22 protein-coding genes are annotated in these 25,803 nt (G+C 72.1%); 7 read left to right on the top strand and 15 right to left on the bottom strand.

Annotated elements, in window-relative coordinates:
• The 6 genes from OG329_RS19355 to OG329_RS19380 form a co-directional block, all read right to left on the bottom strand.
• On the bottom strand, window positions 1-2,529 hold the full coding sequence (locus OG329_RS19355; RefSeq protein ID WP_405796722.1) for an Hsp70 family protein: 2,529 nt from the start codon (window positions 2,527-2,529) through the stop codon (window positions 1-3).
• Window positions 2,522-3,274 (bottom strand): hypothetical protein, encoded by a 753-nt coding sequence (locus OG329_RS19360; protein ID WP_405796723.1) that lies wholly within the window; start codon window positions 3,272-3,274, stop codon window positions 2,522-2,524. The genes OG329_RS19355 and OG329_RS19360 overlap by 8 nt, the downstream gene beginning before the upstream one ends.
• Window positions 3,271-4,425 carry a serine/threonine-protein kinase gene (locus OG329_RS19365; RefSeq protein WP_405796724.1) on the bottom strand — a complete coding sequence of 385 codons (1,155 nt, stop codon included), beginning with the start codon at window positions 4,423-4,425 and terminating at the stop codon, window positions 3,271-3,273. Before OG329_RS19365 ends, OG329_RS19360 begins: the two co-directional genes overlap by 4 nt.
• Window positions 4,426-4,441: 16 nt before the next feature.
• Window positions 4,442-5,227 (bottom strand): FHA domain-containing protein, encoded by a 786-nt coding sequence (locus OG329_RS19370; RefSeq protein ID WP_405796725.1) that lies wholly within the window; start codon window positions 5,225-5,227, stop codon window positions 4,442-4,444.
• A 68-nt stretch (window positions 5,228-5,295) separates the two neighbouring features.
• Window positions 5,296-7,500, bottom strand: coding sequence for a septum formation family protein (locus OG329_RS19375; RefSeq protein WP_405796727.1), 2,205 nt, complete (start codon window positions 7,498-7,500; stop codon window positions 5,296-5,298).
• Window positions 7,501-7,677: 177 nt separating this feature from the next.
• Window positions 7,678-8,748: a ferric reductase-like transmembrane domain-containing protein gene (locus tag OG329_RS19380; protein WP_405796728.1), complete on the bottom strand. Its 1,071-nt coding sequence runs from the start codon at window positions 8,746-8,748 to the stop codon at window positions 7,678-7,680.
• Window positions 8,749-8,950: 202 nt separating this feature from the next.
• On the opposite strand from OG329_RS19380, the gene OG329_RS19385 reads away from it, so the two are divergent.
• On the top strand, window positions 8,951-9,652 hold the full coding sequence (locus tag OG329_RS19385) for a hypothetical protein (protein WP_405796730.1): 702 nt from the start codon (window positions 8,951-8,953) through the stop codon (window positions 9,650-9,652).
• A gap of 131 nt (window positions 9,653-9,783) precedes the next feature.
• Entirely contained in the window at window positions 9,784-10,434 is a 651-nt protein-coding gene (locus OG329_RS19390) for a sigma-70 family RNA polymerase sigma factor (protein WP_405801918.1), read from the top strand.
• 92 nt (window positions 10,435-10,526) lie between these two features.
• Here OG329_RS19390 and OG329_RS19395 read toward each other — a convergent pair whose 3' ends face one another.
• The 3 genes from OG329_RS19395 to OG329_RS19405 all read right to left on the bottom strand — a co-directional run bounded on the left by OG329_RS19395 (window position 10,527) and on the right by OG329_RS19405 (window position 13,734).
• Window positions 10,527-11,801: an ATP-grasp domain-containing protein gene (locus tag OG329_RS19395; RefSeq protein ID WP_405796732.1), complete on the bottom strand. Its 1,275-nt coding sequence runs from the start codon at window positions 11,799-11,801 to the stop codon at window positions 10,527-10,529.
• Window positions 11,798-12,883, bottom strand: a complete 1,086-nt coding sequence (locus tag OG329_RS19400) for a pyridoxal-phosphate dependent enzyme (RefSeq protein WP_405801919.1) — start codon at window positions 12,881-12,883, stop codon at window positions 11,798-11,800. Before OG329_RS19400 ends, OG329_RS19395 begins: the two co-directional genes overlap by 4 nt.
• A 74-nt stretch (window positions 12,884-12,957) precedes the next feature.
• Window positions 12,958-13,734: a class I SAM-dependent methyltransferase gene (locus OG329_RS19405; RefSeq protein ID WP_405796733.1), complete on the bottom strand. Its 777-nt coding sequence runs from the start codon at window positions 13,732-13,734 to the stop codon at window positions 12,958-12,960.
• Window positions 13,735-13,918: 184 nt separating this feature from the next.
• Between OG329_RS19405 and OG329_RS19410 the strand changes: the two genes are divergently transcribed.
• Window positions 13,919-15,217 carry a CAP domain-containing protein gene (locus OG329_RS19410; RefSeq protein WP_405796734.1) on the top strand — a complete coding sequence of 433 codons (1,299 nt, stop codon included), beginning with the start codon at window positions 13,919-13,921 and terminating at the stop codon, window positions 15,215-15,217.
• Between the two features lie 56 nt (window positions 15,218-15,273).
• Here OG329_RS19410 and OG329_RS19415 read toward each other — a convergent pair whose 3' ends face one another.
• The gene (locus tag OG329_RS19415) at window positions 15,274-16,788 is read right to left on the bottom strand and encodes an alpha/beta hydrolase (protein WP_405796736.1); all 1,515 of its coding nucleotides are present in this window, start codon (window positions 16,786-16,788) and stop codon (window positions 15,274-15,276) included.
• A gap of 304 nt (window positions 16,789-17,092) precedes the next feature.
• On the opposite strand from OG329_RS19415, the gene OG329_RS19420 reads away from it, so the two are divergent.
• Entirely contained in the window at window positions 17,093-18,184 is a 1,092-nt protein-coding gene (locus OG329_RS19420; protein WP_405796738.1) for an NAD-dependent epimerase/dehydratase family protein, read from the top strand.
• Here OG329_RS19420 and OG329_RS19425 read toward each other — a convergent pair.
• The 4 genes from OG329_RS19425 to OG329_RS19440 all read right to left on the bottom strand — a co-directional run bounded on the left by OG329_RS19425 (window position 18,143) and on the right by OG329_RS19440 (window position 21,641).
• Window positions 18,143-18,961 (bottom strand): isocitrate lyase/phosphoenolpyruvate mutase family protein, encoded by an 819-nt coding sequence (locus tag OG329_RS19425; protein WP_405796739.1) that lies wholly within the window; start codon window positions 18,959-18,961, stop codon window positions 18,143-18,145. The two genes, OG329_RS19420 and OG329_RS19425, sit on opposite strands and share 42 nt — an antisense overlap.
• Window positions 18,958-19,551: an ATP-binding cassette domain-containing protein gene (locus OG329_RS19430; RefSeq protein ID WP_405796741.1), complete on the bottom strand. Its 594-nt coding sequence runs from the start codon at window positions 19,549-19,551 to the stop codon at window positions 18,958-18,960. The genes OG329_RS19425 and OG329_RS19430 overlap by 4 nt, the downstream gene beginning before the upstream one ends.
• 156 nt (window positions 19,552-19,707) lie before the next feature.
• Window positions 19,708-20,820, bottom strand: coding sequence for a sensor histidine kinase (locus OG329_RS19435; RefSeq protein WP_405796743.1), 1,113 nt, complete (start codon window positions 20,818-20,820; stop codon window positions 19,708-19,710).
• Entirely contained in the window at window positions 20,817-21,641 is an 825-nt protein-coding gene (locus OG329_RS19440; protein ID WP_405796744.1) for a response regulator transcription factor, read from the bottom strand. The genes OG329_RS19435 and OG329_RS19440 overlap by 4 nt, the downstream gene beginning before the upstream one ends.
• A 114-nt stretch (window positions 21,642-21,755) precedes the next feature.
• On the opposite strand from OG329_RS19440, the gene OG329_RS19445 reads away from it, so the two are divergent.
• The 3 genes from OG329_RS19445 to OG329_RS19455 are packed head-to-tail and all read left to right on the top strand — an operon-like array spanning window position 21,756 to window position 24,057.
• Window positions 21,756-22,604 carry a glycosyltransferase gene (locus OG329_RS19445; RefSeq protein WP_405796746.1) on the top strand — a complete coding sequence of 283 codons (849 nt, stop codon included), beginning with the start codon at window positions 21,756-21,758 and terminating at the stop codon, window positions 22,602-22,604.
• Complete coding sequence (locus tag OG329_RS19450) at window positions 22,601-23,275, top strand: DUF2064 domain-containing protein (protein ID WP_405796747.1); 675 nt, start codon at window positions 22,601-22,603, stop codon at window positions 23,273-23,275. The genes OG329_RS19445 and OG329_RS19450 overlap by 4 nt, the downstream gene beginning before the upstream one ends.
• Complete coding sequence (locus OG329_RS19455) at window positions 23,272-24,057, top strand: methyltransferase domain-containing protein (RefSeq protein ID WP_405796748.1); 786 nt, start codon at window positions 23,272-23,274, stop codon at window positions 24,055-24,057. Before OG329_RS19450 ends, OG329_RS19455 begins: the two co-directional genes overlap by 4 nt.
• 340 nt (window positions 24,058-24,397) lie before the next feature.
• On the opposite strand, the gene OG329_RS19460 is transcribed toward OG329_RS19455, so the two are convergent.
• Window positions 24,398-25,705, bottom strand: a complete 1,308-nt coding sequence (locus tag OG329_RS19460; RefSeq protein WP_405796750.1) for a molybdopterin-dependent oxidoreductase — start codon at window positions 25,703-25,705, stop codon at window positions 24,398-24,400.
• Between the last annotated feature and the right edge of the window lie 98 nt (window positions 25,706-25,803).

The following is a 25,803-nucleotide window of genomic DNA, read 5'->3' on the forward strand; positions in this document are numbered from 1 at the left end:
TCATGACCTGCCCAGCCAGACGACCTTGTCCTGCTCATCCTTGGGCAGCAGCCGGTACAGCCGCTGGTTCACCGCGTCCAGGCCCTGCCGGTCGTTCGCCGCGATGGCCCGCTGCCCCTCCTGGATGAGCGGCCCCGCCTGTCCGGACGACCGGAGCATGTCCTGGAGCGTGTAGAAGAGCTTCACGGACCAGTCGGGGCTTCGCCGTTCGAGCTCGAACAGCAGCGACCCCGTCCGGTCGATGAGCCCACGCACGGCGACCGAGTCCTGTGCGTCGATCGCCTCGTCGGCCCGGCTGCGGATCGCGGCGAGTTCCTGCCGGTCGGCCGCGTCACCGTGCTGACGCACGAGCTCGTCGGCCTCCGCGAGCGCGGCCCGCAGATCCCGTACGAGACCGGGCAGCCCCACCGCGTCCGCGATGTCGTCCAACTCGGCCTGTAGATCGCGCAGTCGCTCCTCCGCAGCGGCGGCGGCGCCGACATCCACGGTCGACGCCTCGACCTGGTCGCGGGCGGTGCTGACGGTCCGCTCCTCGTCCAGCTTGGCCAGCCGCCGCTCCGCGTCGGACGAGCCCGCGTCCGCCACGAATCCGCGCAGCGCCGCCAGCCGTCCCTCCGCCTCGTCCAGGACGTCCCGCAGCTCCTCGGGGTCCGTGGTCCGGATGTTGTCGAGGTCGATCTCGGCCTCGAACTGCGCCTGCACCAGCGGTACATCGGCGATCACCGTGACCATGCTGGACCTGTCGACCTCGACCGTCACCTCGACCTCACTACCCGCCGGCAGATCGATCCGGATGTCGCGCGGCCGGATCTCCAGCATGCCCACGCCACGGTTGCGGTCGGCCCGGCTGCGTTCGCCCTGGATGACCGGGATCCGGATCGTCGCGTCGGCGTCCGAGCGGTGCAGGGCCGCCGACGTACGGAACACCTCACGCACCGAGGTCGGCAGGGTGGCACCCTTGCGCAGCATCGGCGCGAAGACCTGCTCGGCGAGCTGGATGCCCAGCGAGTGCGCGAGCCGTACGCCACCGAACTCCAGGTCCCGGTGGGTGATCGACAGGGTGTTGGAGGCGAGTTCGCAGCGCGCCCCCGCCGGATCGGTCAGCTCGACGAAGAACTTCGAGGTGGTGTGCGGGTCGACGTCCACGTCGGTGACGAAGACGCCGTCCGCGTTCGGCGAGATGGCGGCGGAGCGGAACGGCGGCTGGCCGTTGGGGTTGTTCAGGGTGATGGTGTAGCCGGTCCAGTCCACCCCGGAACCCGGCGAGCCCGACTTCGACAAGCCCGACTCCGACGACCCCGACTCCGACGAGCCGCGCAGGCGTCCGCCCACCGTGGGCTGGAGGGTGGTGACACTGGGCTCGTACGACAGCTCGACGGCGAACTGCCCGGCCGGCACCGGCGCCGACTTCGACTGCGGGATCCGCACCGTGCTGGCGAAGATCGCCGCGCCACGGGCGACGACCGTGGTCGGGTCGAGGCTGACGTCGAGTTCGATGCCGAGGCCATGGCGCGGGTCGGCCAGCCGTTCGCGGAGCCCGGGAGAGAGCGTGACGCCGCCGACGAGCAGCAGCCGGTCGATGTCGTCCGGGCCGAGGGCCGCCTCGGCGAGGGCGTCGCGGCACAGATTGATCGCCCGTACGTAGAAGGGCTCGGCGATCGCGTCCAATTCACCGCGAGTCAGGGTGTGTTCGAGGGTGAGCGGGTTGCCGTCGGCGTCGTTGAGTTCGATCATCATGTCGACCTGGTCGCGCCGCGAGAGATGGATCTTCGCGTCCTCGGCCGCGCGCTTGAGCTTCGCGAAGTTCGCACGCCACTGCGGATTGTCCCTGCGCATGTCCGTCAGCCCGAGTTCGGCGGCGGCAGCGGGCACCAGCAGCCGCTCGATCACGGCCCAGTCGATCAGCTTCCCGCCGAGATACGGGTCCCCCGCGTGGTTGAGCACCCTCAGATCGCCGTCGCGCTTGCTGACCAGGGCGGCATCGAAGGTGCCGCCGCCGAAGTCGAACACCATCCAGTACGCGCGGTCGGTGGCGTCCTGGAAGCCGTACGCGAAGGCCGCCGCCGTCGGCTCCTGCACGAGGGGGCAGGCGGAGGTGAATCCGGCGAGCTGCGCGGCCTCCACGGTCGCCTTGTTCTGGTTGAGCGCGAAGGCCGCCGGGACGGTGATGACCGCCGACTCGGGCGGGGCGTCGCAGTGGTGCGCGGCGTCCGCGCGCAGCGAGCGCAGCACCTCCGCCGACAACTGCGGCGGGCTGAGCGAGACTCCGGCGGCCGTGAAGGTCTTCCGCGAGTCCGCCAGGCCCATCTCCAGCTTGAACTCGGCGGTGGCGTTCGCCGGATCGTGCTCCACGCGGTCGCGCGCGGCGCGGCCTACGTGGACCCTGCCCTGCTTGGGCATCCACACGGCGGAGGGTGTGATGTCCCAGCCGTCGTTGTTCTTGATGACGGAGACGGTGCCGCCCTCGACGACGGCTATGGCGCTGTTGGTCGTACCCAGGTCGATACCGAAGTCGACGGTGTCACGCATGATCGGTCCTCTCGTGGTCCGAGCTGGACGGTGCTTCTTGAACAGAGGCAGAGGCAGAGGCAGGAGCGGGGGCGGGGGCAGAGGCAGGAGTGGGGGCGACAACAGGAGCCGGGACGGAGTCCTCGGGCTCGGAATCGGGCTCGGAATCGGGTTCGAGTTCGGGCTCACGGACTGAGTCCTCGGGCTCCGGCTCCGGCTCCGGCGCGGCCTCCGGCGTCGGCGGGCAGCCCACGATCACCTGGCCCATCTGGATACGCCGCCCGTGAAGATAGATCGTCGGCCTGATGGTCTCCAGGACCGTCTCGGCCGTCAGCGAAGGATCGTCCTGGAAGGTCAGCGCCTCCAGCGAGCGGCCGGTGTGGAACGGATCGCCCTCGTGTTCCTGTACGAGGAGACCGGCCTCGTCCAGCGCCTCCCGGCACGAACGCAGATAGCGCCCGGTCTGCCGGGAGCGCGACGACGCCGCCTCGCCCTGGCGGGTCAGCCTCCGCTGCGCACGCCACAGATTCGTCGCGGCGTCGGCCAGCGCCTTCGCGTCCAACGAGCCGTCAGGCGACGGGAGTTCGGGTTGGTCGTCCGCGCCGGACGCCCTCCCCGTATCAACAGCGGTCACCGAAGCGAGCAGTCGCTCCAGTTCCTCGCGCGACGGTTCGTCCCACGGCAGCGGCGCGATCCGGAAGGCGCGGTGGTGCCGGCGCTGCCGCAGATCCTCCCGCAGTCGGTACAGGGACAGCCGCCCGCTCACATCATCACCCCCCGCCGCCACAGCGTGAGCTTGGACAGATACCGGTCGCGCAGGTACGGCGACAAGTTGACGGCCTCCTCCATGAGGTCGGCGGCGCGGTCGAGTTCCCCCGGCGAGCGGGCCAGTACGAGTGCTTCTTCGGCCAGCCGCCGCGCGCGTTCCGTGGGCGGCCTGACGGGACGTTTGGTGGTGGCGGGCCTGGCCGGGGTCTCCCCCGTCTCCCCCGGCGTCTCCCCCGCCGTACGCGAGGCCCCGGGCGCACCGGAGTGGGCAGCGCCGCCGGGCGGTGCCGCGCCGGCCATGGACTCGGCGCGCTCGCGCAGCGCGTCCGCGAGGAACTGGGCCGTGGCCGGCCGGTTCTGCGGGTCGAGTTCCAAAGTGGCCAGCACGATGCGGTCGAGGTCCGCGTCGACCTCGTCGTTGTAGCTGCTCGGCGGCAGCAGCGACCGGTTGAACCGCCCGAAGGAGAACGACGAGAACTCCTCTCCCCCCTGATGGAACGGAAAGCGGTTCGTGAGCAGCAGATACGCGATCACGCCCACCGACCACACGTCACTGGCGCACGAATAGCCCTGGTTACGCATCACTTCGGGAGCCATGAAGGCGTACGTCCCCTGGGCACTGGCCAGATGCGTGAACGGATCGGCGCGCTTGGCCAGCCCGAAGTCGCTGACCCGCACCCGCATGCCCGTTCCGTCGTAGCCGATCAGGACGTTGGCCAAGGTCACGTCCCGGTGCACGATCGGCGGGTCCTGGTCGTGGGCGACGGCGAGACCGCTCGCGATCTGCGTCATCACCTCGGCGACAAGGTCCCTGGGCACCATCGACTTGTGCGCGGCGGCGAGCCGTTCGAGGCTGCCGCCCGCGACGTACTCCATCGTGAAAAAGCCCCGCAGGCCCTCCGGTGTGCGCACGGTGTTCGCGTCGAAGAGGCGGACGATGTTCGGGTGCCCGAGAGTCGACAGAAGCCGGGCCTCGTCCAGCATCCGGCGCGTCTCCTCCAGGGACGCCACCCGCTTGAACAGCTTCATCGCCTGCCAGCCGAGATATTCGTGGCGCACCCGGTGGACCTCGGCGAACGCCCCCTCACCCAACGGACGGTCGATCACGAGGGTGTCGCTCACCCGGTCACCACTGACGAGCAGAGTCATCGCCGTAACACCCCCCTCACTCCGTGCCCCGCTGCCCCGTACTGCCCCCGCCGGCCAGCACGTTGAGCCGGTATCCGATCCCCGTCACCGTCTCCAGGATCTTCGGATTCGACGGGTCGGCCTCCACGCAGCGGCGTACGGCCCGTACGACGCCCGCGATGTCCGCCCTGCTGTACGAGCGGTGCGGCGCCCACTCCTCGTGTGCGCCCCACAACGCCGTTATCAGCTCGGCGTGTTCACAGGCGACAGCCGCGCCGCTGGTGCTGCGCCCCGCCATGTAGCGCAGCAACTGGTGCCCCTGCGGGCGCAGTCCGGTGATCAGGGTCTCCTCGCCGTCCTCGTTGCGGTACGCCCTGGCGGCGACCCAGTCGTAGCGCAGACAGGGTCCGGTGTGGCGTACCTCGGACGGCGAACCGAACGGCGCCGGTCGTGTCGTGTGCGGGTCCAGGAAGGTCAACTCCCAGTACACCGGCTCCCCTTCGGGGTCCATGTCGCCGAGGATCAGCAGCGTGTCGCCGTGCTGTATGCGTTTGCGCGCCTGGAGACGTTCGATCGTGTCGCCGTGCCTCAGGAGCGTTCCGTTGACGCTCGCGTTGTCCGTCACCGACCACATGCCGTCGGCGAAGTCGAGCGTGCAGTGCAGCCGGCCCACCCAGCGCTGTGGGTCGGGGCCAAGACCGACGTCGGGTGCCCGCTCCGGTACGGTGCGGCCCACGGTCACCGACACCCCCGACAGCTCGAAGACGGTCTGCGCCCCTTCCGGTGAACTGACCCGCAGAGCCGCCCCCTTGACCCCCACCACCCGTTGCTCCTCCGTGGTCATCATCGGTAGTCGTGCGTCGGACGGGCGCGTTCCGTCGGCCGGAAGTGTCATCGCAGCCCGCCGACTGTGGGCCGGTCGTCCGCCCGGGAGACGGCGCACATAGCGTAGATCGGTGAGTCGTCCGCCGTGACGCCCCACCAGCTCTGGGAGGGCCAGGTGGTGTGGACGACGTCGCCGCCCCCGCCCGGCGGCACCACCTTGGCGCACGCCGCCTCGGCCTTGGCGAGAACCGCCTTGTCCCCCGGCCACACGCGCTGTGTCGCGTTCTCGCCCTCGTACAGCACCGGATAGCCCACGATCTCGGCCCAATGGGACTCGGAGCAGTCCACTATGGGGACGTCGGCCGTCACGACGTTGATGTCGATCCGGGACTGGATGCAGGTGCCCACCGGCGCGTTTTCAATGATCTTCTCGCTGAAGGTGTTCATCGGAACCGGCACTCCCGTGGCCGGAGTCGTCTGTCGCACCACGTCCCCCTCGACCATCTCCGAACCGTCGATCCAGTGCACGACGCACGTCGCGTACCGCGCCCGCTCCGATGCCGACGGGGACCACGCCGCCTCCAGCGGGCTCTCGTACTTGGTCATCAAACCCTCGTTGTCCGGGACCAGTTGGCGCAGTGCTTGTTCGCACCGGAACCGGGAGAGCGCCACCGTCCGGTTGATTCCCGGGTACTCCGCCGTCATGAGCGCGGACGTGCTGGTCACCAGGGGGACGTACGCCAGCACCTCACCCCAGTGCGGCTGGTCGCACGGGACGGTGGCCACCTCGTCCTCACCGACCTGCCAGTCCGACTCCTGCTCGATGCACGCGCCCACCGGGCTGTTGTCCGTGAGGTCCTGCGCCGACACGACGGCGGTGCCCCTCTGCGCACCGGTCCCGCCGCTCCCGCCGTCGCCGTCTCCGTCGAAGACCCCCGTGATATTCGCCGCCAGGAAGCCCAGGACGATCAGCGCGAACACGGCCCAGGCGAGCGCCCGTCCACGGCTGGGCGGCCGGTACGTCGTCGTCGGCTGCCACTGACGGAGATCGAGCAGCATCCGGTCGATCTCGTCGATTCCCGGACCACCGGCCAACTGGCGCTTGACCCTCAGAAGCAGGGACCTGGCCTGGCTGATACGGCCCGCGGCGACCAACGCGTCCACCTGGGACTGGATCTGACGGAACGTCTCCATCATGTCGCGCAGCTCGCCACGGTTCGTCGTGAGCGTCTGCCGGGTGACCGGGTCCGTCGCCAGTTCGTCCGCCGTACGGAACCATTTGGACGCGTTCAGGTTCGCGGCCGGGCCGAGCGCGCCGATGGCGGCGGTGGCGCAGTTGTTGAGGAGGACCGCGACGTCGTTGCGGGCACTCGCGGTGCGCCGGTGCCGGGCGTACGGGACCAGCGACTCCAGCAGTGCCAGCGCGGGCAGGGCGTGGTCGTACACCTCGGTCGCGGCGTCGTTCCAGTTCCCCCCGTCCAACTGGGACGACGCCCGTCTCGCGGTCGCGCGCAGCGACTCGTAGTGCGGCGCCGCGGCCTCTTCCAACTGATCGTCCACCGTGCCGGACGGTACGAGGGGCCACTGGCGCGCCAGTTCGGCGAGCCGGACGCGGTCGGCGGGCGCCGACGCCGCCGCGGCCAGCTCGATCAGCGGTTTGACGAGGGTGCCCGGCAGTGCGTCGCGGAACGTGTCGATCACGGACTCGTCGAGCTGCCGGTCGTCGAGGACGGCGATACGGTGCCGCACGTGGTCCCAGAAAACGGCGCGCCGCAGGACCTGGCCCCACAACCGTGAGGCGTCGGACCAGAGTTGAGTGGCTTCGGCGAGTCGCTGTCCGGCCGACAGGCCGTCGTTCTCGACCTCCAGGTCGAGTGCGGCGCTGTGTGCCCGTACGGCGGCGTCGTGGTCGGCGTGCAGCGACTTCGGGCAGGAGCAGGTGGCCGGTGGTGCGCTCGTGCCGTTCGAGGAACTGGCGTCCCAGAGCCAGAACAGCTCGTCCACCAGCCGGCGGCGCGGATCGCCGAGTACGCGGTCGAAGGCGCCGCGGATGTCGTCCAGTTCGACGGGGAGCGAGTGCCCGAGGTCGACGTCGGCGCCGAGTTCCAGCGCCGGGGTGATGCGCTGCTGACGCTGCCGCACGGCTCGCCGGTCGGCGGTCGTGGGCAACCCGGTGATACGGAAGGCGTTCCGCCGGTACATCTGCGGACCTGCCGCCTCCAGCAGTCCAACTGTCGTCTCGTCGATCACAGCACGCTCCGAATCGACCACGTGGGGTTTCCCTGTGGAAAGTATGGCGACGCCAGGTGCCCAACTCCATGGCAACCAAATGGAATCCACATGAGTGACGCCCCCTGCGCGGACCCGGTTGCGCGTGGAACCGGGGCGGGCGAAGGGGGCGGGAGGGGTGGTGGACAAGGTGCGGAAGTGCCGGAGCGCGAGTCAGTTCTACTCGTCGTGCACGTGCGTGGACGACGTGTCGTCCGGCGGCACGGTGCGCCCGCCGTCACGCCCCGAGGCGATCACCGCGACCAGGACACCGAGGATGGCCACGGCCGCCACCCGCCCGGTCAGCCGCAGGCTCCAGCCGGTCTTCGTGCCCCGGTGCGCGCCGAGCGACGCGAGCCGTTCCGAGCGGCGGGCCGGGCGCATGAGTCGGAGCACGAACAGGGCGGCGATGGGGAGTTGGAGCAGCCACACGGTGTTGCGGAAGGCTCCGTCGTACCAGACGTTCGTGCCGTACAGGAGGGTGTGCCACACGCTCAGCACGTACACGACAAGCACGAAGCGGTGCAGGACCCGCCAGGTCCTGGGGCCGATTCGGTGGCGTATGTAGAACAGCAGCCCGAGCGGGATGGCGAGGTAAAGGGCCGCCTGGCCGATCGGCATGGCCCAGACGCCGGTGCCGGAGTTGTAGCCGCCGGGGATGAACGTCTCCAGGACGGCGGTGCCCACCCGTGACGGCCAGGCGTCGGTGTCCTGGTAGATCAACTCGGCGGCGAACAGCAGCGCGTGGGCGACGATGAGCGCGATGGTGTTGAGGCTGGTGGTGCGGTGGAGGCGTTCCAGTCGGGGGCCGGAGATCCGCAGGAGCGCGGGGCGCGGGCCGGAGAGCAGCAGTCCGATGACGACGGTGGTCCACGCCCAGAGCAGGGCGGACCAGCCGAACGCCTGGCTGAGGTAGTACATCCAGAAGGCGCCCGTGTCCGCCATGAACGGCATGACGGTGAGGGTGGACGACGCCTCCGACTTGATCCGGATGTAGAGGACGACGAAGACGGCGGCCGTGACGACGAGGGCGATCGTGCCGTCGAGCCAACTCGCCCGCAGGTCCGAGCGCAGGGTGACGCGCGGGGTCGTCGTGGCGGCGACCGGCGACGGGGCCGCCGGGGTGGCCGCCGGGGTGGCCGCCGGGGTGGCCGCCGGGGTGGCCGAGGTCGCCGGGGGCGAGGCCGGGGCCTGAGCCGGGGTCTTCGTCTGCTCTGCGTTGGGCGTCGCCGGTTCTGGGGGCGGATTCATCGGGCGGTCTCCGGTTCCGTCATCTTCCGTCGTACGGATTGGTGCGGTCGTACTGTTGGAGGTGTCGGTGGCCGGACCCGATAAGTTCCCGAGGCTTCGATGTGAGCTGGATCACACCAACTCCATTTCATCGCATAGCGCGTGAACATCCGATGTATACCCATCCGGTGGGCTTTCCCGACAGCCCTGTCACGCTGGCACCATGACGGCCATGGGCGCCGGACCCGCACTCCGCCTCGTACGCACCGCGGTCTTCGCCGCCGTGTGTGTCCTGGTGTCCGGGCTCGGCCACGCCCTGTCGTCCGGTGGCGCGCTGCCGCCGGGCGTTCTCGCCCTCGCGTTCCCGCCGGTGTGCGCGGCCGGCTGGTGGCTGTCCCGGAAGGAACGCGGCGGCGCGGTGATCGTCGGCGCGAGCGCCGCCGGGCAGTTGCTGCTGCACGTCCTGTTCGGCGGGCTGCACCCCCGCACGTCCGGCGGCCACGGCGGACATGGCGGCCACGAGATGGGCCGGGACAACGGCGAGTTCTCGTACGAGGGCTTCGGTGAACTCCTCAGTCCGAACGGCCTGAACGGCCTGAACGGCCTGAACGGTCTCACCGCCGGCCTCACCTCCGGCATGATCGGCGCCCACCTGCTCGCCGGCCTCGTCTGCGGCTGGTGGCTGTGGCGCGGCGACCGCGCCTTCGTACGACTGGTGAGCACCCTCGCGCTGTTCGCCTGCGAGTTCGCGTACGGCTTCGCGTACGCGCGGCTCCGCTTCGCCCACGAGGTGCTGGGCGGCGGCGGGCCGACGTACCTCCCGGCGCTCGCGCCCCCGGTGGCGTACCGGCCGGTCCGGCCACCCGCCCAACTCCCGCCCCCGCACGCCGTGTCACGGCGCGGGCCGCCGCTCCTTCCGTCCTGAGCCACGCACTTCACCGCTCTGATTCCACGGGCCCCGACGGGCCCGGACGCGAAGGACGTTCCGTGAGACCTGCTGCCCTGCACACCCCTGCGCCCACGCGCGTTCCCCCTACACACATACCCCCCACGCACATACCCCCCACCCGCATTCATCCGACGACCGCCCAGCGCGTTTCCGCCGACGATTCCGAGATCACCGCATGGGCCCTGGCCGCCGGTCTCGGTGACCGGCGGGCCGCCGAACTGTTCGTACGGGCGACGTATGACGACGTACGCCGCTTCGTCGCGCACCTCAGCGCCGACGTGCGCGGCGCCGACGACCTCACCCAGGAGACCTATCTGCGGGCGCTGGCGAGCCTCGCGCGGTTCGCCGGGCGCTCGTGCGCGCGGGTGTGGCTGCTGGCGATCGCGCGCCGCGTGGTCGTGGACCGGTACCGGCGGGCGGCCGTACGGCCCCGGATCGCCGACACGGCGGACTGGGTGACGGTCGCGGACCGGGCCCAGCCACGGCATCTACCGGGCTTCGAGGAGTCCGTGGCGCTCGCGGACGCGCTGGCCGCGATGGATCCGGGGCGCCGGCAGGCGTTCGTACTGACCCGGCTCATGGGACTGTCGTACGCGGAGGCCGCCGACGCTCTGGGCTGTCCGGTCGGGACGATACGGTCCCGGGTCGCCCGCGCCCGGCGCGATCTCGCGGCGGTGTGGGAGCTGGACGCCGAGGGTGAGGGAGCGGAGATCCCCCGGGAGGCGGCGACAGAGACGGTGCCCGCCCTGGCCGGGTAACACCCCCGCGGCGGGCGGCGAGCCGTTGGAAGCCAAGGCCCCCACCGGCTCGCCGCCCGCGCTGGCCGCCCGCGCGGGCGGCCCGCGCCTCACTACCCCCCGGCCGCCGTCTTCATCACCGGCCGCACCGTCGTCGCCGCGCTCCACGCCCGGTGTTGCGCCAGCTCCGCCGTCGGCGCCTGCGCGAGCACCATGCCCGTGCAGCCGCGCTGATCGCCCACGTGCCGCACCTCGTCGCCCGGCGCCCGGACCGGGTACCAACCGACGTCCCCCGGAAAGGCGTTCAGACCGTCCAGCCCGGCCCACCCCTCCAGCACGCCCGGCTCGTCCGCGTACACGAGCACGAACGCGACGGCCGGGCCGGTCGGCCGCAGCGGCGCGTCCAGCAGCCGTGGGCGGCGGCCCAGCGTGACGTCCACCAGCGCCTCGTACACATTGACGTCGAGCGTGCGGCACATGGCCTCGGCGACCAGGGCGCCGCCGATCCTGCGGTTGATCTCGACCAGTTCCGGTCCGCGCCGGGTGAGGACGAACTCGACGTGCGCGAAGCCCTGTTCATGCCCGGCGGCGGCCAGTACGTCCCCGACCCACGTCTCGATCCCGGCCAGTTCGCCGGGCGGCAGAGCCACCGGGAAGGCGGCGGCCTCCTCCCGTACGGCCGGACGGCGCGAGGTCTGCCGGCTCAGCACGCCCAGCAGCCGCGTGTGCCCCTCCCAGCTCAGGGTCTCCGCGCTGTAGAGCGGCCCGGCGAGGAACGGCTCGGCGAACAGCCGCCCGTTCAGCCCGCCTGCTGCGCGTCCGCGCTCCCGCGCCTCCCCGAGCGCCGCGCGCAGCTCCTCCTCGTCGTGCACGATCCACACGTCGCGCGACGAGGTCCCGGCGGACACCTTCAGCACGGCGGGCAGCCCGACGCCCGCACGCACCAAATCCGCGCGCGTCAACTCCACACCGGCTGGGGCCGGTTCGACCACGACCGACGTCCCGGCGCTCAACCCCGCCTCATACAGCGTCCGCCGCACGCGCGCCTTGTCACGAAGAAGTTTTACGGCCTCCGGATCCGGACCCGGCAATCCGAGTTCCTGTGCGATGTCGGCCGCGGGCACGCTCCAGGTGTCCGTCGTGTTGATCAGCCCGGCGAGGTCGGGCACGCTCGCGAGCGCGCGACGCACCGCGTCCAGGTCGAAGGTGTCGACGTCGATCACGTCGATCACGTCCTCCACCCCGTCCGCACCACTCACGGTGGCCAGTTCGTGGCGGTACACGCTCCGGTCGCCGGTCAGCAGAACGAACCGGTGCCCGGCGGCGCGGGCGGCCCGCGCCGTACGCCCGAGGCCGAAGGAGAGTGCTTCCAGTGCGGCGATGGTCATCGGACGGCCTCGCTCTCGGGCGGGACGACGGCGGCCGGCGGCGCGGGCCGGCCCGCCCACTCCAACACGGCCCAGGGCGGGCGAAGTTCGGCCAGCTCGGCTATCCGCTCCGGTTTCAGCTCGCTCGGGTCGGATGCCTCCGCATGACGCGCGAACACCCGCTCCGCGTAACGGTGTCCGGTGTCGGCGCCGAGGACCAGATGCGTACGGGCGGGATCGCCTGCCGCCTCCCACCCCGCGACGAGATGCGCGGCGCCGGTGGACAGCCCCGCGAACACCGCGTGGTGGCGCAGCAGCGCGACGGAACCGGCCATGGCGTGCCGGAAGTCGAGCCAGTGCACGGTGTCGTACAGCTCGTGCCGCACATTCCCGAAGGGAATGGAGCTGCCGATGCCCGCGATGATCGCTTCCGGATCGTTGAAGCCCTCGCTGCCGAACGTCACGCTGCCGAAGGGCTGGATGCCCACCAGCCGTACCGTACGGCCGCCCGCGCGCAGCGCCCGCGTCAGTCCGCCGGTCGACGCGCCGGTGCCGACCGTGCCCACCACGGTCAGGTCCTCACCGGGCAGCGCGGCGGCGGCCAGGTCGGCCAGCTCGCGGTAGCCGGTGTGGTGCACGCCGTCGTGGTACTGCCGCATCCAGTGGAAGTCCGGCCGTTCGGTGAGGAGTTGGCGTACGTGTCGGACACGCCGCTCCTGGTCGAGCCGCAGGCTGCGCGAGGGCGGCATCTGGTCGACGGTGGCGCCCAGGACCTCCAACTGGGCGCGCATCGTCGCGTCCACGGTGGTGGAGGCGACGATGTGACAGCGCAGACCGTAACGGTGGCAGGCCATCGCGAGCGCGAGCGCGTAGATACCGCTCGAACTGTCCACGAGGGTCTGACCGGGCACGACCCGGCCGCGTTCGAGGAGCGCACGTACGGCGCCGAGCGCCGCGTACACCTTCATGGTCTCGAAGCGGGCGAGCACGACGTTCTCGGCGAGCCGGAGGAAGGCCGGGGCTTTCATGGCGTCGGTGATGTGGTCGTGCACGGGGACGTGGGGGACCGAGAGGCGGGGGGTGGTGGGGCTGAGCGGGGGCATGGCGTACGGGTCCTCCAGGACGGTGGATCGTGGCGTACGGACGTGTTGATGGGTGTCGTCGGTATCAGGAGGCGTCACTTCTTCAGACCCCGGACGATCAGCCGGCGCGAACTCTGGTCGTACGGACCGCCGTCGAAGTCCCCGAAGCACTCGACGTCCGCGAACCCGGCGGCCACGAACAGGTCGTACAGCTCGGCCGCGCTGTAGAGGAACGACCTGATGGACGCGGTGCGGGCGCTCTCCCCGCGTACGAGCGTCCAGTCGGTACGGAGCCTGCGCCAACTGTCGAGGACGGTGTCGCGCTGCACGATGTAGGAACCGTCCGGCAGATCCACAGCCTGTGGACGGCCGATCCAGCCCGCGAGCACCTCCTTACCCATGACGTCGACCAGGAGCCGGCCGCCGGGAGCGAGGCTGCGCCACGCGTTGCGCAGCACCTGGAAGTTGTCGTCCGCGTCCTCGAAGTAGCCGAAGGACGTATAGACGTTGAGGATCACGTCGTAGCTCTCGGGGGCGGCGTAGGTGAGCATGTCCTCGCGTACGAGCCGGACGTCCGCCGACGCCTCCCGGCAGGCGGCTTCGGCGCGCTCCAGCATGGCCGGGCTCAGGTCGACGCCGGTCACGTGGTGACCGCGTGCCGCCAGGGGGACGAGGAAGAGGCCGGGGCCGCAGCACAGGTCGAGGACCCGCGAGCCGGGTGGGAAGTCCAGCAGCGGGGCGGTGCGGACCAGCTCGGCGACGGTCTCGGCGCGGGTGCCGGAGAACATGGCGGGGGCGAAGTCGACCCACAGGCTGTCGTCGTCGTACCAGTCGTCGCGCGTCACATCGGCCTCCTGGTTGTTCGTGCGCATCCCTGACCCCGTCTTTGTCTTCCGTCTTCCGTCTTCCTGAGTTGTCGCGGCGTGGCGGGTCCGAGTTCCCGGAGGGGGCGAAATGGCGAGAGGTGGCCACGACGGGTGGTGCGGGAACCCTGTCGCTCGCACCGGGCGTTCTCCCGTCAACTGTCCGGAACAGACGTATGGGGAGGGAGGCACGATGCTCGACTTGATCTCCGGGGGAAACGTGTCGCTGCCCGGCGGCGTCCTCACGATCCGGGTGCCGGGGCCCTTCGACCTGTCCGTCCTGATCACCGGCGAGGACGGAAAGGTGTCCGGCGACGGGGACTTCGTCTTCTACAACCAGCCGTCGGCGCCCGGTGCGCGTCTCCAGGGCGACACGGTCACGGTGGACGCGGGGCGGCTTCGCCCTGGCGCGAGCCGGGTCACGGTGGTCGTGAGCGCCGCCGACCCGTCCGTACGGCTCGGCCAACTGCCTCCGCCCACGCTGTCGGTGACGGGGGCGGGGTTGGGGAGCGCGGGCCGGGTGCTCGCCCGGTTCACTCCACCGCGCCCGGCGCACGAGAGCGTGCTGCTGCTCGCGGAGATCTACCGCCGGGGCGGCGGGTGGAAGCTGCGGGCGCTGGGGCAGGGTTACGCGGACGGGCTGGCCGGCGTCGCCCGCGACTTCGGCATCGAGGTGGTCGAGGACGACGCACCACCGGTCGGCGCCCCCACCCCCGAGGGAAGCTTCGCGGCCCTCGTCAACGCCGAGCGCTCACGCTCCGGTGCGCCACCCGTCACTGCCGACGCCCGCCTCACGTCCGCGGCACAGGCGCACTGCACCGGCATGGCGGCCGAGGGCCGGCTCGGCGCCGCGCCCCGATCGGGTCCGTCGCTGTATCAACGGGTCACGGCCCTGGGGTACGCGTATCTGACGGTCGCCGAACAACTCGTCTCCGGCCCTCGTACTGAGGCCAACTTCCTGGCGTACTGCCTCACCGACGCCCGCATGGGCCGTACGGTGCGCGACCCCGCCCTCGCACAGGTGGGCGTCGCCCACGCCCCGGCCCCGGGCGGCGACATCTTCTGGACGGCGGTGTGGGCGCACCCGCTGACCCCGCACGGCCTGGCGTCCGTCGCGTCCGACGTCGTCGCGCTCACGAACGCGGAGCGTACGGCCGCCGGCCTGCGCCCCCTGGCCGGTGACCCCCGGCTGACGACAGCCGCGCAGGCACACAGCGACGACATGGTCGCGCGGGGCTTCTACTCGCACACGAGCCCCGACGGCCGCCATCCCTGGGACCGGGCCACCGCCGCGGGCTGCGCGCACCGGGGGATCGGCGAGAACATCGCGTGCGGTCAGCGGTCGGCCGCCGAGGTGGTCCGGGGCTGGATGGACAGCCCCGGACACCGCGCCAACATCCTCAAGCCGGACTTCACCCACATAGGCGTCGGCTTGCGCGGAGGCGGTGAGGCGGCGACGTACTGGACCCAACTCTTCGGCCAGGCAGGGTGAGCCCGGCCACCAACTGCCGGCCACCGGCCACCGGCCACCGACTGCCGACTGCCGACTCAGCTCGCGCAGGTCACATCCCGCTCGGGCCGCACGCCGGTCGTCAGGAACGTGGTGACCTTGCTGTTGCCGCAGGCGTTGCCGTTGCCCAGATACATCCCGTGCCCGCCCTGGTCGACGGAGACGAGCCTGGCCCGGTCGCCCAGGGCCTCGCGCATCTTCAGACCGCCGAAGTACGGCGTTGACGGGTCCCGCAGGCTCTGGATCATCAGCATGTTGGACGGCCCCCGGTCCGTGACGCGGGTCGGCTTCTCCACCGGGTCGCTCTTCCAGAAGGCGCACGGCAGCACGTTCTGCGGCATGCCCGCGGTGAGCGGATAGCGGGCACGGTCCTCCTTCGTGGCCCGCGCGTATCCGGAGACGGAGGTGGGCCAGCTCACGTCGTTGCAGATGACGGCCAGCGTGACCGTCGCGTCCTCGTCACGCAGCGGCTGGGCGAGATCCGGACCGAGGACGGGCGTGGCGGCCGGGTCCCGGGCGTCCTTGACGAGGCGTGCGAGCTGAGGGAAGGAGGCGTCGCTGTAGAGGCCGCTGAGGAACGCCTGCCGCAGCATGTTGCCGGTCAGCGGGTTGCCCTCGGTGGTCGACTCCTTCGGCGTCCGGTCCAGCCGTGCGGCGAGCGAGAGGTACAACTCCCGTACGTCCTGGGCCTGTTCACCGAGCCGGAGCCCGTCGCCCTCCGCGTCACGCGCCGGGTCGGCCGCCCAGGCCGCGAAGTCGGGGAAGCGGTCCTCGACGGCCTGTGACGTATTGGCCATCCAGCCCTGCTCGACCCGCGTGTGGTCGGGGTCGCCGCTGCTGTCGAGCACCCACCGGTCCGTCCGGTGCGGGTACTTCTGCGCGTACACGGCCCCGATGTATGTCCCGTACGAGGTCCCCCACGCCGACAGCTTCTCCTCCCCCAGCGCCTGCCGGAACCGCTCGATGTCCCGCACCTCGTTGGCGGAGGTGAAGCTGCGCAGGACCGCGCCCCCGTTCTCGTCGCACGCCTCGGCCGTACGACGCGAGCGGGCCACGTTCTCACCGATCTGCCCGTCGGCGCCGGGCCAGGACCGCAGGTTCGCCAGATACCGGTCGTCCGCGTCGAGCCCGCAACTCGCGGTCGTACTGCCACCGACCCCACGCGGGTCGAAACTCACGATGTCGTAAGCCCCGTCCATCTCCCCCTGTAGCGCCTTCCCCTTCCGCGCCAGCGCCTGCACCCCGGACCCGCCGGGCCCCCCGGGAATCATCAGCAGCACCCCCCGCCGCGCCTCGGCCCGCTCACTGCGCACCCGGCTCACGGCGAGCGTCAACTGCTCCCCGCCGGGCTTCCGGTAGTCCAGCGGCACGTCCAACTCCGCGCACTCCTGCCCCACGGGCCCCCCGTCCCGCGCACATGGCTCCCACACCAGCCCGGTCCCCGCCACACTCCGCGCGGCGGGCCCGGCGACAACGGTCAGGGTGGAGGCCACCGCGGCGGCGGAGAGGGCGAGAACGAGAGTCCGTCGGCTGTATTCCCGGTAAGTCGTCATGCCACAAGGGTTGTTGAACGGACGGCTGTTTCCCATGCGGCAGGCAGGCATCCCGAGGTAGGGGTATCCCCCGAGGGTCCCCAGCGCGTCGGAACGCGCGATGTGAGACAAACCGCCCGGACGTGCTCTCACCGCCGCCGGACAGGTGCTGATCGCCACCGAGGCCGTGGGCGTCGGCGTCGGCGTCGGCGTCGGCGTCGGCGTCGGCGTCGGCGGAGTCGAAGCCCCGGCCGGTCTTACGGTCCCGTGACATGCCGTCGTCGGTGGCGGGCCGGTGGGGGGTGGGGGGCCTAGCGTGGGGTGTATGCGGGTACTTGTCACCGGCGGAGCCGGGTTTATCGGGGCGGAGATCGGCGGTGCCCTCGTGGCGCGGGGGCATGAAGTCGTCGTGTACGACGCGATGTTGGCCTCCGCCCATGGTGGGGCTCCGGCCCGGTCCATGCGGGACGGGGAGCGGTTGGTCGTCGGGGATGTGCGGGACCGGGCCGCGGTGGAGGGGGCGCTCGTCGGGGTGGACGCCGTGTGTCATCAGGCCGCCATGGTCGGGCTCGGCAAGGACTTCGCCGACGCGCCCGCGTACGTGGGGTGCAACGACCTCGGTACGGCGGTGCTTCTCGCCGCCATGGCGGAGGCGGGCGTGCGCGCGCTCGTGCTCGCAGGGTCGATGGTCGTCTACGGGGAGGGGCGTTACGACTGCCCGCGCCACGGCGTCGTGCGGCCGGGGCCGCGTGCGGCGGCGGATCTGGATGCCGGGCGGTTCGAGCCCAACTGCCCCGATTGCGGTGCCCAGTTGACGCCTGGCCTGGTGGCGGAGGACGCGCCCGTCGATCCCCGTAACGTGTACGCCGCGACCAAGCTCACGCAGGAGCACCTGGCCTCGTCGTGGGCGCGGGCCACGGGTGGGCGCGCCGTGTCCTTGCGGTATCACAACGTGTACGGGCCGGGGATGCCCCGCGACACCCCGTACGCGGGGGTCGCGTCCTTCTTCCGGTCCGCGCTGGCGCGCGGCGAGGCGCCCCGTGTCTACGAGGACGGCCGCCAGCGGCGGGACTTCGTGCACGTACGGGACGTGGCCGCCGCCAACGTGGCCGCGCTCGACGCGCTGTCAGCGGGGGCGGGGGCGGGCCCCGGCTTCGCCGCGTACAACACCGGCAGCGGCGAGCCGCACACCATCGGTGAGATGGCCGCCGCGCTGGCCTCGGCGCACGGCGGGCCCGCGCCCGTCGTCACGGGCGAGTACCGCCTCGGGGACGTACGCCATGTCACCGCCGACTCAAGGGCGTTGCGCGAGGAGCTGGGCTGGAAGCCGGAGGTGGGTTTCGCGGCCGGTATGGCGCAGTTCGCGACCGCGCCGCTACGCGAGCCGGGTCGCGTAGTCCACGAGCCGCGCCTGTAGCTCCGCGTACGGCGTCGCCTCCGGGACGGTGCCGCCGCCCCGTACCGCGTCCGCCACCCGCGCGGCGGCGTGCAGCGCGGCGCGGTACGGCAGGGAACCCGTACTCACGCGGCGTACGCCGAGGTCAGCCAGCTCGGCGAGCGAAAGCGCGGGCACGGCGAGGACGTTGAGGGGTACGGGGACGGCCGCGGCCAGTTCGCGCAGCACGGCGGGCTCGGTGGCGCCGGGGACGAACACGCCGTCCGCGCCCGCCTCTACGTAACGCGCGGCGCGTTCAAGCGTCGCCGCGACGGTGGCGTCCTGGCCGAGCCAGTACGTGTCGACGCGCGCGTTGACGAACACCTGCGGGCAACGCCCCTTCACCGCCGCGATCTTCGCGGCGTGCGCGGCCGGGTCGATCAGCGTCTCCGCCGTGCTGTCCTCGATGTTGATGCCCGAGACGCCCGAGACACCCGAGACGCCCTCAAGGTCGGCGACGTACCCGGCCACCTCGTCCGGGGCGTCGCGGTAGCCGTCCTCGATATCCACGCTGACATGCACCCGCAGCGGCGCCAGCGCGCGGGCCAGCGCGAGATTCGCCTCCCGCGTCGACCGGCCGCCGTCCGGGCGCCCGAGCCCGGAGGCGACACCGAAGCTGGTCGTGCCGACGGCCTCGAAACCGGCGTCGGCGAAGGCGAGCGCGGAGGGGACGTCCCAGGCGTTGGGGAGGACCAGGGGCGCGGTGCGGTGGTGCAGTTCGCGGAAGCTGAGCGCGGCGGGGGAGGTTGGGGAAGTCATGCGCGAACCGTACGGGTGGGGGTGGTGAGGCGGCCGTCCTGGACTTCGGTGACCGTGTCGACCGTGGTGAGCAGGGAGCGGTCGTGGGTGACCAGGACGGTGGCGGTGGCCTTCCGGTGGGTCAGGGTGGTGATCAGGTCGAGGATCGCGGCGCCGCGTTCGTGGTCGAGGGCGCTGGTGGGCTCGTCGACCAGGAGGACGGCGGGGTCGTTCATCAGGGCGCGGGCGATGTTGACGCGCTGGCGCTCGCCGCCGGAGAGCTGGTGAGGGCGGCGCTCGCCCTGGCAGTCGTACGAGCCGTGGCCGGCGGCGCCGCGAACGCCACGGCGGTCGTCATCGCGGCGTGCGCGCTCGCGGCGGTCTACGGCATCGGACCGCTGCTGCGGCCCGTCCGTACGGGGGCGGTGGCCGCGGCCTGGTGGCTGGCGGCCGTCATGGCCGCCTGGCTGGCGCTGCTCGCGCTCACCCCGGACGGCATCTGGCTGGCCTTCCCCCTGTTCTTCGTCCAACTGCACCTGCTGCCGCGCCGCTGGGCCCTGGTCGCGGTCGCGACCACCACGGCACTGGCGATCGCCGGGTTCGGCTGGCACACCCACGTCCTCACCCCGGGCACCTTCATCGGCCCCGTACTGGGCGCCGCCGTCGCCGTCGCGGTGGTCACGGGTTACCAGGCCCTGCCGCCGCGACCGCCCAGGGCCTCATCCGCCGCTGACCGGAGAGGCGACGAGACGACGTGCCCAGGGAGGTCAGGCCGCGGGGAGCGTCACCTCGAAGCAGCAGCCTCCCGCCACGTTACGGACCGCCGCCCGCCCCGCGTGGGCCTCCACGATGCCTCGTACGATCGCGAGTCCCAGGCCCGCGCCCGCCGGGGGCGTGCGGGCGTCGCTGCCGCGCCAGCCCGTGTCGAACACGCGCGGCAGGTCCTCCTCCGGGATGCCGCCGCAGCCGTCCGTCACCGAGAGCACCACCCCGCCCCCGCCCTCGGCGTGGCGCGCGGCGACGGCGACCGTGCCGTCGGCCGGGGTCCGGCGGATGGCGTTGACCAGCAGATTGCCGAGGACCCGGCTCATCTCCTTGCTGTCGACCTCGACCGGTACGGCGTCGATACGGTCCCCCACGAGCCGTACGCCCAGCTCGCGCGCGAGCGGATCGGCGCCGGCGAGGGCGTCGCCGACCAGGTCGTAGACGGAGATACGGGTCGGGGTCAGGGTGAGTGATCCCGCGTGGATCCGGGAGAGTTCGAAGAGATCGCCGACCATGTCGTTCATGCGCTCGACCTCGGTACGTATCTGCCGCAGGTAGCGCGGTGAGTCGGCGGCCATCCCGTCCTCCAGCGCCTCCGACATGGCGCGCAGCCCGGCGAGGGGCGTCCGCAGGTCGTGCGAGATCCACGCGACGAGTTCGCGCCGCGAGGTCTCCAGCGCGCGTTCGCGCTCGCGCGAACTGTCGAGCTTGGCGCTGGTGGCCGCCAACTCACGGGTGAGCGCGGCGAGTTCGGCGGTGGCGGGCAGACCGGGCGCGGCGAAGACGCCGCCGTCGCCGAACGACCGGGCGGCCAGGGTCAGTTCCCTGCTGCGCGCGACCATCCACCTGCCGAGGAGTACGGCGGTGAGGAGCGAGACGACGGCGGCCATCGCGACGACCGTGGTGACGACGCTCAGATCGTGCGGCGACAGGAACATCGCCCAGGCGACGGCGAGCGTCCCGGCGAGCATGGCGGTCACGGCGACCGCCGCCACGACGGTCACGGACACGACGAGCGACCGATGCCGCAACAGTCGCAGGGCGAGCGCGCCGAGGACGCCCGCCGCGGCGGCCCCGAGAAACGCGATGAGCGCGATGAGAAGCATGTCGGTCATCGCGCCTCAGATCCTTGAGGGTCGGAAGCGGGGACAGGGGAGGCGTCCGGCGCCGGATCGGGCTCCAGGCGGTACCCGACCCCCCACACCGTCTGGATCAACCTCGGCCGCGCCGGATCCGGTTCGATCTTGGTGCGCAGGCGGCGGACATGGACCGTGACCGTCGACAGGTCGCCGAAGTCCCAGCCCCACACCTCGCTCATCAGCTCCTCGCGCGAGAACGCCCGCCCCGGATGCCGCAGGAAGAAGTCCAGCAGGTCGAACTCCCGCAGCGTGAGCGCCAGTTCGGCGCCGTCGCGGGTGGCGCGCCGGGCCGCCGGGTCCAGGGTGAGGGTCGCCGTGCGCAGCACGCCCGCACCCGCACCCGCACCCGCGCCCGCACCCGCGCCCGCGCCCGGCGACGAACCGGGCGGCACGGGCACCGGCTGCCGCGCCCGGCGCAGTACCGACTCCACGCGCAGCACCAACTCCCGTGGGCTGAAGGGCTTGGTGACGTAGTCATCCGCTCCCGTCTCCAGCCCCAGGACCCGGTCCTCCTCGTCCCCGCGCGCCGTCAGCATGATCACCGGTACCGGGCCGCCCTGTTCGCGCATCCGGCGGCAGACCTCGAAGCCGTCCATACCGGGCAGCATCAGGTCCAGGACGACCAAGTCCGGCCGTCGGCGCGCGCAGTGCGCGAGCGCGGCGGGGCCGTCGGCGGCGCGTGCGACGTCGTGGCCGGCCCGGTCGAGGTAGCCGGCGACGACCTCGGCGACGGTCGGGTCGTCGTCCACGACGAGGACGTGCGCGGGCGCATGTCCTGTGTTCTGCAAGTTCTGCATATGTCCACCTTCGCACCACGTCCCGGGCGGCCGTCGCCGCGAGTGCCCTGAACGGCCGGACGTCCGTGTTTCGTAAGGTCCAGAAGTCCGTTATGCGCACCTACGATCCGTAGGGTGAGCGCCGTGACCCACCTCACTGATCTCACCGCCGACGTGGTCCTGCCCTGCCTCGACGAGGCAGCCGCGCTGCCCTGGGTACTGGAACGCGTCCCCGCCAACTGGCGCGCGATCGTGGTCGACAACGGCTCCACGGACGGTTCGGCGGACATCGCGCGCTCCCTCGGCGCGACCGTCGTGCACGAGCCGCGACGCGGTTTCGGTGCGGCCTGCCACGCGGGCCTCCTCGCGTCCGACGCCGAGTACGTCTGCTTCTGCGACTGCGACGGTTCCCTCGACCCCGGCCTCCTCACCGGCTTCGTACGCCAAGTCGCCCTCGGCCGGACCGACTTGATGCTCGGGCGGCGTCGCCCGCAGGGCCGGGGCGCCTGGCCCGCGCACGCCCGCGCCGGGAATCTCGCCCTCTCCCGGATGCTGCGCCGCCGTACCGGTGTGACGCTGCGCGACCTCGGCCCCCTGCGGGCCGCACGCCGCGCCGACCTGCTGGCGCTGGGTCTCACCGACCGGCGCAGCGGCTACCCGCTTCAGATGGTGGTCCGGGCGGCCGACGCCGGACTGACGGTCACCGAGACCGACGTGCCCTACCGGCCGCGTACGGGAAAGTCCAAGGTCACCGGCACCTGGCGGGGCACCTGGCACGCCGTACGCGACATGCGGGCCGTGCTGAACCAGCCGCCTGCCGAGCCCGCCCGGCCCGACCGACCCACCCGACCCGCTCAACCCGACCGACCCGCTCAACCCGACCGACCCGACCGACCCACCCGACCCGCTCAACCCGACCGACCCGACCGACCCGCCCAGCCCGACCAGCAGTCCCCGAGCGCCCCCGCGGAGGCGGTCAAGTGACCAAAGTGACCTCCACCACCCTCCTCGTGATCGCCAAGGAACCCGTCCCCGGCCGGGTCAAGACCCGCCTCACCCCGCCCTTCAGCCCCGCCGAGGCCGCCCTCCTCGCCGAGGCCGCGCTCACCGACACCCTGCGGACCGTCCTCACCCTCCCCGCCCGGCGCCGCGTCCTCGTACTCGAAGGACGCCCCGGCCGCTGGCTGCCGCCCGGTATCGAGGTGGTGCCGCAGTGCGCGGGCGGGCTGGACGAGCGGCTGGCCGCCGCCTTCGAAAGCTGTACGGGGCCGACTCTCCTCGTCGGCATGGACACCCCGCAGATCACCCCCGCCCTGCTCGCCCCCGCGCTCGACCCGGCCGCCCGCCTCGGCGATGACGCCCGCCTCGGCGACGACGCCTGGTTCGGGCCCGCCGACGACGGCGGCTTCTGGGCGCTGGGCCTCGCCGCGCCCGAGTCCGCCCCGCCGGATCTCATTCGCGGGGTGCCCATGTCGGTGCCCGAGACCGGCGCCGTACAGCGCCGTCGTCTTGTCGACGCCGGGCTCACCGTGCGCGATCTGCCGCCGCTTCGGGACGTGGACTCGGCGGCCGACGCCGAGTACGTGGCATCGGCCGCCCCGGACGGCCTGTTCGCCGCCACCTTCCGCCGACTGACCGAGGTGGGCGCCCGATGACCACCGAGACGACGGACACCGCCACCGAGACCACCGCCTGGAGCACCGACCCGTACACCGCCGCCCTCCGTACCGGCCGCGGCCCCCTCTTCCTGCGCCGTACGGACGGCTGGCTGCTGCCCCTCGACATCGAACGCTGGTGTGCCCGCGCCGACGCCGCCGACCTCTCCGCCCTGCGCCGCTGCGAGGGCGCCGTCCTGGACATCGGCTGCGGCCCCGGCCGCCTCGTCGCCGCGCTCGCCGCGCGCGGCCGGCGCGCGCTCGGCGTCGACGTCAGCGAGGCGGCCGTCGAACACACGCTGCGGCTCGGCGGCACCGCCCTGCGCCGCTCGGTCTTCGATCCCCTTCCCGGCGAAGGGCGTTGGGGCACCGTCCTGCTCATGGACGGCAACATCGGTATCGGCGGGGACCCGGCCGGCCTGCTCCGCCGGGTCGGCGGACTGCTGACGCACGGCGGGCTGATCATCGCCGAGACCGCGCCCCTGGACATCGACGAGCGGGTACGCGTACGGGTGGACGACGGACGCCGCCCGCCACCGGGGGCAGCGGGCTCCCACTTCCCGTGGGCCCGCCTCGGCACCCCGGCCCTGCTCCGCCACGCACGCGCCGTCGGCTGGCTGCCCGTCGATCAGTGGGAGGCGGCGGGCCGCCCCTTCGTGGCCCTGCGCCGCAGCACCGCGCGCGTCACCAGGCAGAGCGCCGAGCACGCGAACAGCGCGGCGGTGATCAGCAGCCAGCGCGCCAGGAACCCGTCCGACGACAGGTCGGCGTACCGCTCGTAGCGCAGTTTCACCTGCCCCGTGATCATCGGGAACCACACCAGCAGGAGCAGCGCGGACAGGAAGGCCGGTACGCGTACGTAGTTGACGAGCCGGCGCCGGGGTCGTCCCAGCGCGGCGGTCACCGTACGGTCGGCCGCCGTGTAGAGCGGCAGCAGGACGAGATCGTGTACGAGAGCGGCGCCGACGAACCACACCACGATCAGGAACGTCTCGCCCACCAGCAGCCGCACCCCCACGTACCCCGCGAACGCGAGGGTCGCGAGCAGCAGCACGATCTGGAACGGACTGCCCAGCAGGGCACGGTAGTTGGCGCCCCGCCCCGCGCGATTTCCGCGATTCATCACAGCTCTCCGAACGTCAGCTTGGTGACCCACTTCGTGTTCAGCACCCCGGGCGCCGCCGGGACGATGATCCGCGCCGGGAAGCCGTGATCGAGCGACAGGTCGGCGCCGTTGACCTTCAGCGCCAGCAGCGAACGCCCGTCGCGCACCTGGTTGTCGCGCAGCGCGCCCGAGCGGAAGCTGCCCCGCGCCTGGAGGGATTCCACGAACACCCCCGGCGCGTCGGCCGGATACCCGGCCAGCGCGGCGAGGTCCCGCAGCCGTACGCCGCGCCACGACTGGTTCGACGTCGCCCACCCCTCCACGCAGGCGATCGGCAGCTCGGCGGTGTGCTGGGCCATCGCGAGAAGCTGCGCGCGCGACAGGTGCGTGTCCCCGGCCGGACCGCTGACGACGAGCCGCCACCGGTCCGAGGCGGTGTCGCCCGCCCTGACGCCGACCGCCGCCGCCGTCTTGTTGATCTGGAAGCCGTTCGGGCCGCCGCCCGGATCCTCCCAGCCGTGCGGGGCGAGCAGCGCGGTACGGCGCAGCGGCCCGTCGAAGCTCCGGCCCGCCGTCGTGAGCAGCATGAACAGCGAGCCGGTGCCGACGACGGCGAAGGCCCCGCGCCGCGAGACGGTCGGCGCGGCGGGCGCGGGGGACGCCAGGTCGTCGGCGTCGGGAGCCCGGTACGCGCCAGCCCCCGCCTCGTCCCCCCTCCTCCCCGACCGCAGCTCCCCACTTCGGATCACCCGCAGCGCCTTCGGCATCTTCAGCGCCGCGTGCGCGACGAACCCCCCGAAGAACACCCACGCCCCGTAGAAGTGCAGCCGGTAGAAGGACCCCGGGAAGAGGTAGTCCAGTTGGATGTTGAGCACCCCGGTGATGAACTCGAACAGCGCCCCGCCCACCAGCAGCACCAGCGAGATCCGCTCCAGCGCGTGCGCGAGTGACGTCACCGGCGGCAGCGTGAAAAGCCTCGGGATCACCGACCAGAGCTTCGCCAGCAGCACGGGGATCAGCGCGATCCCGACCGTGACGTGCACCCCCTGCGTGAGTCGGTAGAGCCAATACGGGTGGGTCGGCCAGTCGAAGAGGTAGAAGCCCAGCCACCCCCGGTCCGGCGTCTTGTCGTTGACGGAGGCGAGATCCGGGTTGTACGCCGCGTACGACAGCAGGCCCGTCACGAACAGCAGCGTGAGCCCGACCAGCAGGACGAGTCCGAGCACGGCGGTGAACCGCAGTCCACGCACCGGACTGCGCCAGAAGCCGGGTTCGGTCGGCAGTGGTGGCGTCTTCGACAGCCGTCGGGGGCGGGGGTGATCCATGCGGCGACCGTAAACCCGCGCACCCACGGGAGAGGTGGTACGACTTCTGACGAAATGGTGACGTGGCCCCGTCGTACCGCCGCAACCGCCCGCCCCCT

Source organism: Streptomyces sp. NBC_01506, from assembly GCF_045040295.1.
Lineage (GTDB): Bacteria > Actinomycetota > Actinomycetes > Streptomycetales > Streptomycetaceae > Streptomyces.